This is a genomic window from Achromobacter sp. ACRQX (assembly GCF_022346505.1).
Lineage (GTDB): Bacteria > Pseudomonadota > Gammaproteobacteria > Burkholderiales > Burkholderiaceae_B > Achromobacter > Achromobacter animicus.
The window spans coordinates 91,115-99,584 of the sequence record NZ_JAKRML010000023.1 but is presented as its reverse complement, the minus strand read 5'-3'; the positions used below and the strand labels follow the sequence as shown (position 1 = coordinate 99,584).

Genomic DNA, 8,470 nt, shown 5'->3' with positions numbered 1-8,470 from the left:
CCCCAAACAACTTCTCCCTCAAAGACCCCTCCGAATACGCCCGCTTGTACGCCCCCCGTTCCTGCAATTCAGGCACCACGATGTCGATGAAGTCCTCGTAGCATTCCGGCGTCACCGTCCTCGCCAGGTTGAATCCGTCGATATCCGTTTCAGCCACCCACGATTCCAGTTCGTCCGCGATCTGCGATGCGCTGCCGACCAGCGCCGGATATCTGCCCCCTAATGCCATGTCGGCCAGCAGGTCGTTGACCGTGCGGTCGGTGCGGGCCACGGTCAGGTTCTTGACGGCCGATTCGATCGCGTTGTTCTTTACGTAGCGGATCGGTTCGTCTGGGGCATAGCGCGAAAAGTCGATGCCGGTGGAGCTGGCGTAGTGCGCGAGGCCCGCTTCGGGGTTGGCGTAGCGCAGGTACTCGGCGTGCTTCTCGCGTGCCTCGGCTTCCGTTCTTCCCGGCACCACTGTCACGCCCATGAAGAACTTGATGTCGCGCGGATTGCGGCCTTCGCGTGCCACCGCGTCGCGGACGTCGGCGACGAGTTTGCGCAGGCCTTCCTTGGTTTGGCTTGAGACGAACACGCACTCGGCATGGCGCGCGGCGAAGGCCTGGCCGCGGCCGGAGGAGCCGGCCTGGTAGAGAACCGGTGTGCGCTGGCGCGAGGGTTCGGACAGGTGATAGCCCTGTACACGGTAGTACTTGCCGGTGTGGTCCACCGGGCGCACGGCGGCCGGGTCTGCGTACAGGCGCGCGCGTTTGTCGGCGTGTACGGCGTCGTCGTCCCAACTGCCTTCCCAGAGTTTGTAGGCGACTTCCAGGAACTCGTCGGCGCGGTCGTAGCGTTCGTCGTGGGCGATCTGTTCTGACAGGCCCATCGCGCGCGCGGCGCTTTCCAGGTAGCCGGTGACGATGTTCCAGCCGATGCGGCCGTTGGTCAGGTGGTCCAGCGTCGAGAAGCGGCGCGCCAGCAGGTACGGCGCTTCGTAGGTCAGATTCACCGTCACGCCGAAGCCCAGGTGGCGCGTGGCGGCGGCCATGGCGGAGACCGTGAGCAGGGGGTCGTTGACCGGGAGCTGGATGGACTCGCGCAGCGTGATGTCGGCCGAGTCCTGGTAGACGTCGTACACGCCAACGATGTCGGCCAGGAACAGGCCATCGAACAGGCCGCGTTCCAGCAGCCTGGCCAGATCCGTCCAGTACTCCAGCGTCTTGTATTGGGTGGACGTGTCGCGCGGATGCGTCCACAGGCCGTGGTTGATGTGGCCGACGCAGTTCATGTTGAACGCGTTCAGGAGGATTTGCTTTTTAGCCATGGCGTGCCGCTCCGGCGTATCAGGTGGTGCCCACGCGCGCGGGCGGGGCGTCGTTGAGGTAGTAGTTGCCGACAGCATGGATCTTCCAGCGCACCGGGTCGTGCAGCGTGTGGGTGCGGGCGTTGCGCCAGTGGCGGTCGAGGTTCAGGTGGTCCAGCGTGGATTGCGTTCCCGACAGCTCGAAGAGCTTGGTGCCGGCGGCGAGCGAAGCCTCGGTGGTCAGCGCACGGGCCTCGGCCACGGCGATGGCGGCGGCGGCGATGTGTTCTGCGGTGGCGTCCGTGGTGGCGATGTCCAGGATTCGGCCGGCGCGCGCCACCAGGGCGCGGGCAGCCTCCAACCGGACGGACAGGCGGCCGAATTCGCTGATTGTCAGCGGGTCGTGCCGCGCCTCGTCGACGCCGGCGTCGATCCAAGGCCGCGAGCGTTCGCGTACGAAGTCGACGGCGTCGGCCAGCGCGGCCTGGCCGATCCCCAGGTCGATGGCGGCGTGGATCAGCTGCGCCAGCGGCTTGATCGTGTTGGCGGGCGCGGACGGATCGGCAAGCAGCAGCACGTCTTGCCGCGGCACCGCGACGTCCTTGAAGACCACGGTGCCGCTGCCGGTCACGCGCTGGCCGAAGCCGGACCAGTCGTCGATGACTTCGACGCCGGGGCTGTCGCGGCGCACGAAGGCCAGGCGCTGGATGCCGCCCTCGTCAACGGTGGCGGTGGGGATCCACTGGGCATAGAGTGCGCCGGTGCAGTAGAACTTGCTGCCGTTGATGCGCCAGCCGTCCTGGCCGTCGGGCGTCAGGCGGGTGCGGCGCTCGGCGGCGGTGCGTGTGCCGACCTCGGCGAGCGCATTGCCGAAGCGGTCGCCGGCCAGGGCGCGTGCGTAGAAGCGGGCCTGCTGGTCGGCGTTGCCGTTCACGCGCAGGACTTCCAGCGCGTAGTAGTGGTTCTGCGGGATCTGGCCCAGCGAGCCGTCGGCGCGCGAGATGATAGCCGTGACGGCGGCGAGCGTTACGCGGGAGACGCCGGCGCCGCCATGCTCGCGGGGCACGGTGATGCCCCACAGGCCCGACTGGGAATAGCGCTCCAGCTCCGGCAGGGGCAGTCGGCGTTCGCGGTCGCGTACCGACGCCTCTTCGGCAAATTCGGCGGCCAGCGCGTGGGCGGTTTCGATGGCCTGCGCGTCGGTCTGGATGATGGCGGCGCGGCGGGGCGCCAGCGTGGACACGTTCTGATGCGGCATGAGGTCAGATCCAGGAATGGCGGTTGGGACGCTGGCCGTTCAGCACGTGGTTGCCGATGGCGTGGTACTTCCAGCGCACCGGGTCGTGCAACGTGTGCGTGCGCGCATTGCGCCAGTGGCGGTCCAGGTTGAACTCGGCCAGCGATGCGCGCGAGCCCGAGAGTTCAAAGAGCTTCTCGCTGGCGGTAAGCGCGATCTCCGTGGTCAGCGCTTTGGCGCGCGCCACCACGATGGACGCGGCCGCGACGGCGTCGGCGTCCAGCTCGCGTCGTGCGGCGTCGTCCAGGTGTTGCGCGGCCTCGGTCAGCAAGGCCTCGGCAGCATGCAGGTCGGTGTACAGACGCCCCACGTCGGCGATGACGTACGGGTCCTGCGTCGCGCGTTCGACGTTGGCCTCCACCCAGGGGCGCGCGCGTTCGCGCAGGAAGGCCACCGTGTCGTTCAGCGCACCCTGCGCGATGCCGGCGTCGATGGCGGCCTGCATCAGCTGCGCGAAGGGGCCGATCAGCACGGGGCTTTCCTGCACGGTCCAGGCGGGCAGGATGCTGTCCGCTTCCACGCGCACGTTGTCCAGCAGCACCGTGCCGCTGGCCGTGGTGCGCTGGCCGAAGCTGGACCAGTCGTCCACCACCGTCAGGCCCGGCGCGCCGCGTTCCAGCACGACCGTCACCAGCCTGCCCTGCGCGTCCAGCACCTTGGAGGGAATCCAGTGCGCGAACAGCGCGCCGGTGGAGTAGAACTTGCGGCCGGTAAGGCGAAAGCCGTCGCCGTCGGGGACAAGGCGTGTCTGGATGTCGCGGGTGTGGCGCGTGTGACGTTCGGGGCCCGCGTTGCCCAGCCGCCGCCCCGCCAGCACACCTTCGTAGTACCGCCGCTTCTGCGCGGGCGATCCGGTCAGGCGAAGCAGATTCAGAAATCCGAAGTGATTCTGCGGGATCTGGCCCAGCGACGGGTCCACCGCGCTGATGATGCGAAAGACCTCGGCCAGCGTGACATGGGACACGTCCGGTCCGCCGTACTCACGCGGCACCGTGATGCCGCCCAGGCCGCTCGCCGAGTAGCGTTCGATCTCGCGCCACGGCAAGCCGCGCTCGCGGTCCCGCTGCGCCGCGCCTTGTGCGAAATCGGCCGCCAGCGCATGCGCGGCGTCGATGGCCTGCGCGTCGCCGGCGATGCGGACGGCAGGCACGACCCGCGGCGCTTCGTCGATGTCGTGCGTGGTGGAAATGCTTGAAGCTTGCGGCATGGAATGCCCCGGCGTTGAGAAGACATGCAGCCTACGTCGCGGCCGAGGCGAAGCGGAAGAACTGATTTTGCATTGGCTTATTTGAAATCGGCATATGCGCCCGAACGTTGCGCACGCCCCTGTTAGCGGGGCGCGGCGCGCATATCCAAATCACCAAAGAATGTTTGTGGCGGGCGTTGGCGCTTGCTTAGAGTCGAGTCTTTCCGCCAACCACCTAGCAGCCGCCATGCCCGAACTGGATCTGCCCTTGCCCCTGCATTACGACGGCGCGCTTGAAGCGCAGCTGTTTGACGATCTGCGGCTTGTCGTTGCGCCGAACATTCCGGCCGCGCGCCTCGACGCGCCGCGCGACCTGGCAAACGCGGAAGAGCGCGAGGCCGCCGGCCGCTACGCCGTGTGGAACACCGTGCATGACCTCTTCATCACGCAGGTCGCCGCGCATGCGATATCGGGCCTCTTCGACGACGACGTCGAGTTTCAGTTTGCGCTGGCGCGTCAGCTTGGCGACGACGCGGCGCACGCGGAGTTTTCGCGCGGACGCGCCGCAATACTGCTGGGCGCCGATCCGCTGCCGCTGATCGAGGAGGGCGTGCGTGACGCATGGGACCTGATCGGCGGCTTTGCGCTGCGCAATTGGCAGAACTTCCTGGCGTGGCAGTTTCACTACGAGCACTACATCCTGGCGCGCCTGTTCGTGAACCGGCGCACCGCACAGGTGCTGGACTTCGGCCACCGCGAATTCGGCGAGAACCGCATTCTGCCGGACGAGGAAGCGCACCGCATCCGCATCACGCAGTGGTGGCTGAACAAGCTGGAACGCGCGGACCCGGCCCAACGTGAAGACTGGGTGGAAGGCATGATTCAGGCCGACGAGGATGCGCAGCGCATCCTGGGTCCCTATCTGCGCGACTCCTGGCAGCTGAACCAACATGCCACGCGCCTGGACACCCGCAACCACGTCGCGCTGTACGACGCGTGGCGGCGCGAGCTGCTGGCCACGCTGCTGCGGCGTGATCCGGCGGATCTGCCTGCATTGACCAGCCTGGCGGCGTGATTCCTCACACCTTCCCCCCTTCTCTGCACGACGCTTCTATCTCACACGCAAGGACACCACGATGACGCAGTCTCTTCCCCCCGCCGCGGACGATCAGGACCAGCCCGCCAGCCCGTTGCGACGCTGGCTCATGGGCGCCGCGGCGCTGATGGGCTCGGGCGCCCTGTTTCCCAACGTGATCTTCGCGCCAGCGCACGCCGACACGAACAGCCTGCCCAACACGGTGGACGGCGCGGTGCGCGGCGGCGTGCTCAATGCGGTGGTGCATCCGGAACCGCCGACGCTGGCGTTCTACCTGAACTCGTCCACGCCGACCGGCGCGGTGGTGAGCAAGATCTTCGACGGGCTGGTGGAGTACGGCCCGGACCTCAAACCGCGTCCCGTCCTGGCCGAAAGCTGGACCGTGTCGGAGGACGGCAAGACCATCACCTTCAAGCTTCGCCAGGGCGTGCTGTGGCATGACGGCAAGCCGTTCACGTCGGCGGATGTGAAGTGGTCGGCCGAGGAAGTGTGGCTCAAACATGCGCCCAGCGCGCGCCGCGTGTTCCAGTACCTGCAGAAGGTGGAGGCGCCGGACGATCACACCGTGGTGCTGCACCTGTCCCAGCCCACCCCCGTCGCGCTGAACGCGATCGACTCGCTGGGTGCGCCGATCCTGCCGCGCCATCTGTTCGAAGGCACGGACATCCAGAACAATCCCTACAACAACAAGCCCATCGGCACGGGCCCCTTCGTGTTCAAGGAATGGAACCGGGGCAACTACATCGTGCTGGAGAAGAACGAGAAATACTGGCAGCCCGAGCGTCCGTACCTGGACCGCATCGTCTGGAAGATCATTCCCGACGTCTCGGGCCGCGCCACTGCGCTGGAAACCGGCGGCGTGGCCTACGGCGAGCGCAATCCGGTGGCCTTCACCGATGCGACGCGCCTGTCCAAGCTGCCCAAGCTGGCGGTCGACACGTCCGGCTACAACGGCTTTGCGGCGTGGCTGTGGCTGGAAGCCAACCTGCGCGATCCCATCCTGTCGAACCTGAAAGTGCGCCAGGCCATCGCGCATGCTGTGAACAAGCAGGTGCTGGTCAAGACCGTCTGGAACGGCTATGCCGAACCGTTCGTCAGCCCGGTGCCGTCGCTGGTCAAGCCCTATCACAATCCCAACGTGCAGCAGTATCCGTTTGATCCGGCGCTGGCCGAGAAGCTGCTGGACGAAGCGGGCTATCCGCGCAAGGCCGACGGCTGGCGCTTTGCGCTGACGCACGACTACATCCCGTTCGGCGACGACTACCGCCGCACTGGCGAGTTCGTGCGCCAGGCGCTGCGCAAGATCGGCATCGACGTGACGCTACGCGGGCTGGACCTGGCGACATGGACGCGCAATGTGTTCACCGACTACAACTTCCAGCTCATCAGTTCTTGGGGCACGGTGCTGATCGATCCGCAGCTGGGCGTGGAGACGCGCTACTGGAGCAAGGCTGAGGCCAAGGGCACGCCCTGGTACAACGTGTCCGGCTACAAGAACGCCGACATGGACCGGGCCATCGAAGCCGCGCAGATCGAAACCGATCCGCAAAAGCGCATCGAGCAGTACAACGAGGTACAGCGGCTGGCGCAGCGTGATCTGCCGCTGATCGGGCTGTTCGAGTTCCGCTGGTTTGGCGTGTGGGACAAGCAGGTGCGCAACGTGACGGATGCCTCGTCCCATTCGCGCAACAACTTTGCCAACGTCTGGCTGGGCAAGGCCTGACGGCCGGGGAAAGATCGCCATGTCCCTTCGCCTGCCCCGTCCGCTGCGCTACCTGCTGCAGATCCTGTTCGTGGTGGGCGTCACCGCGATTGCCAACTTCTTCCTGCTGAAACTCGTGCCTGGTGATCTGGTGGACGTGATCGCCTCTGAGAACAGCGGCATCACGCCCGAGCACGTCGCGCAGTTGCGCCAGGCGTATGGCCTGGACCAGAGCGTGTTCGCGCAGCTGGGCTATTACCTCAAGAGCCTGCTGTCGCTGGACCTGGGGTATTCGTTCCGCTATGGCGAACCGGTGTCGGACCTGATCTTCAACCGGCTGCCCGCGACGCTGGCGCTGATTGGCACAGGACTGGCGCTGTCCGTGGCCGTCGGGGTGCTGCTGGGTGTGCTGGCCGCCCGGCGTCCGCAGGGCCTCCTGGACACGCTGCTGTCCGGGCTGGCCACGGCCGGCTATTCCGCGCCCATGTTCTGGACGGCGCTGATGCTGATCGTGGGCTTTGGCGTGCACCTGAACTGGCTGCCGGTCGGCGGCATCCGTGACGTGGGCGCGGCGCATCAAGGCTGGGCGCTGTGGCTGGACTACGCGCGCCACCTGGCGCTGCCGGTCACGACCGTGGCGATCTACTACGTGGCCATCTACGCCCGGCTGTCGCGCGCATCGATGATCGAGACCCTGCAGGAGGACTACATCCGCACGGCCCGCGCCCGCGGCAACGGCGAGGCGCGTGTGATCTGGCGCCATGCCCTGAAGAACGCCATTCTGCCGGTCATCACCATGCTGGGTCTGCAAAGCAGCGCGCTGCTGGGCGGCAGCATCGTGGTCGAGACCGTGTTCGCGTGGCCGGGCCTGGGGCAGTTGTCGTTCGAGGCCATCGCCAGCCGCGACGTGAACCTGCTGCTGGGCATCCTGCTGATGAGCGCGGCGCTGGTCGCCCTGATGAACATTGCCGTCGATGCCTGCTACGGCCTGCTCGACCCCCGAGTGAGAAAGACATGAAAGCACCCGCCCTTGCCGCCCTGCGCCTGCTGCGCACGCCTTCGGCCGCCGTCGGCGCGGTCATTCTGGCCATCGTGATCGGCGCGGCGGCCACCGCATCCTGGCTGTTCCCTGACGATCCGCTGGAGATGGTCGGCGCGCCGTTCACCTGGCCCGGCGAGGACGCCACGTTTCCGGCGGGTACCGACCTGATGGGCCGCGACATCCTGGCCGGACTTTTCCACGGGGCGCGCGTGTCACTGCTGGTGGGTGGCGCGTCGGCGGCGATTGCGCTGGGCATCGGCCTTTTGGTGGGCGCCTTTGCCGGGTATGCCGGTCCGCGCACCGACGCCGTGCTGATGCGCATCACCGAGCTGTTCCAGACGGTGCCCTCGTTCCTCTTGGCGATCGTGCTGGTGGCGATTCTGGGGCCGTCGCTGTCGACCATCATCTTTGCGCTGGGCATCACGTCGTGGACCGGCATCGCGCGGCTGACGCGCGGCGAATTCATTTCGCTGCGCGAACGCGAATTCGTGCGTGCCGCGCAGACGCTGGGCGCCGGCCACGCCCGCATCATCTTCCGCGAGATCCTGCCCAACGCCCTGCCGCCCATCATCGTGACCACCGCCGTGCTGGTGGCTCACGCCATCCTGTCCGAAGCGGGACTGTCCTTTCTGGGACTGGGCGATCCCAACGTGGTGAGCTGGGGCAGCATGGTCGGCGCGGGCCGCGAGGCGCTGCGCACCGCGTGGTACATGACCGCGCTGCCCGGCCTGACCATCATGGCGACGGTGCTGGCGCTGAACCTGCTCAGCGACGCCATCAACGACGCGCTCAACCCCAAGCTGCGCCGCCGCCGCGTCGCGGCACAGCCCGCCGCTGCCGTCCAGTCGTAACTTCATCT

Annotated in this window: 7 protein-coding genes; 4 read left to right on the top strand and 3 right to left on the bottom strand. The window is 67.1% G+C overall.

The features are described from left to right. The 3 genes from MHZ91_RS19715 to MHZ91_RS19705 all read right to left on the bottom strand — a co-directional run. Positions 1 to 1,309: LLM class flavin-dependent oxidoreductase (locus tag MHZ91_RS19715; RefSeq protein WP_239215322.1), on the bottom strand; the 1,309-nt coding region annotated here is incomplete at its 3' end. 19 nt (positions 1,310 to 1,328) lie between these two features. After that, positions 1,329 to 2,546 (bottom strand): SfnB family sulfur acquisition oxidoreductase, encoded by a 1,218-nt coding sequence (locus tag MHZ91_RS19710; protein ID WP_239215320.1) that lies wholly within the window; start codon positions 2,544 to 2,546, stop codon positions 1,329 to 1,331. A gap of 4 nt (positions 2,547 to 2,550) precedes the next feature. Further along, positions 2,551 to 3,792, bottom strand: a complete 1,242-nt coding sequence (locus MHZ91_RS19705; protein ID WP_239215318.1) for an SfnB family sulfur acquisition oxidoreductase — start codon at positions 3,790 to 3,792, stop codon at positions 2,551 to 2,553. Positions 3,793 to 4,018: 226 nt separating this feature from the next. Between MHZ91_RS19705 and MHZ91_RS19700 the strand changes: the two genes are divergently transcribed. The 4 genes from MHZ91_RS19700 to MHZ91_RS19685 all read left to right on the top strand — a co-directional run bounded on the left by MHZ91_RS19700 (position 4,019) and on the right by MHZ91_RS19685 (position 8,462). Then, entirely contained in the window at positions 4,019 to 4,846 is an 828-nt protein-coding gene (locus MHZ91_RS19700) for a hypothetical protein (RefSeq protein WP_239215316.1), read from the top strand. A gap of 61 nt (positions 4,847 to 4,907) precedes the next feature. After that, a complete protein-coding gene (locus tag MHZ91_RS19695; RefSeq protein ID WP_175137153.1) occupies positions 4,908 to 6,590 on the top strand; it encodes an ABC transporter substrate-binding protein in 1,683 nt (560 codons plus the stop codon). Positions 6,591 to 6,609: 19 nt separating this feature from the next. Beyond that, positions 6,610 to 7,587, top strand: a complete 978-nt coding sequence (locus MHZ91_RS19690; RefSeq protein WP_175137152.1) for an ABC transporter permease — start codon at positions 6,610 to 6,612, stop codon at positions 7,585 to 7,587. Further along, a complete protein-coding gene (locus MHZ91_RS19685; RefSeq protein WP_239215314.1) occupies positions 7,584 to 8,462 on the top strand; it encodes an ABC transporter permease in 879 nt (292 codons plus the stop codon). The genes MHZ91_RS19690 and MHZ91_RS19685 overlap by 4 nt, the downstream gene beginning before the upstream one ends. Positions 8,463 to 8,470 lie beyond the last annotated feature (8 nt).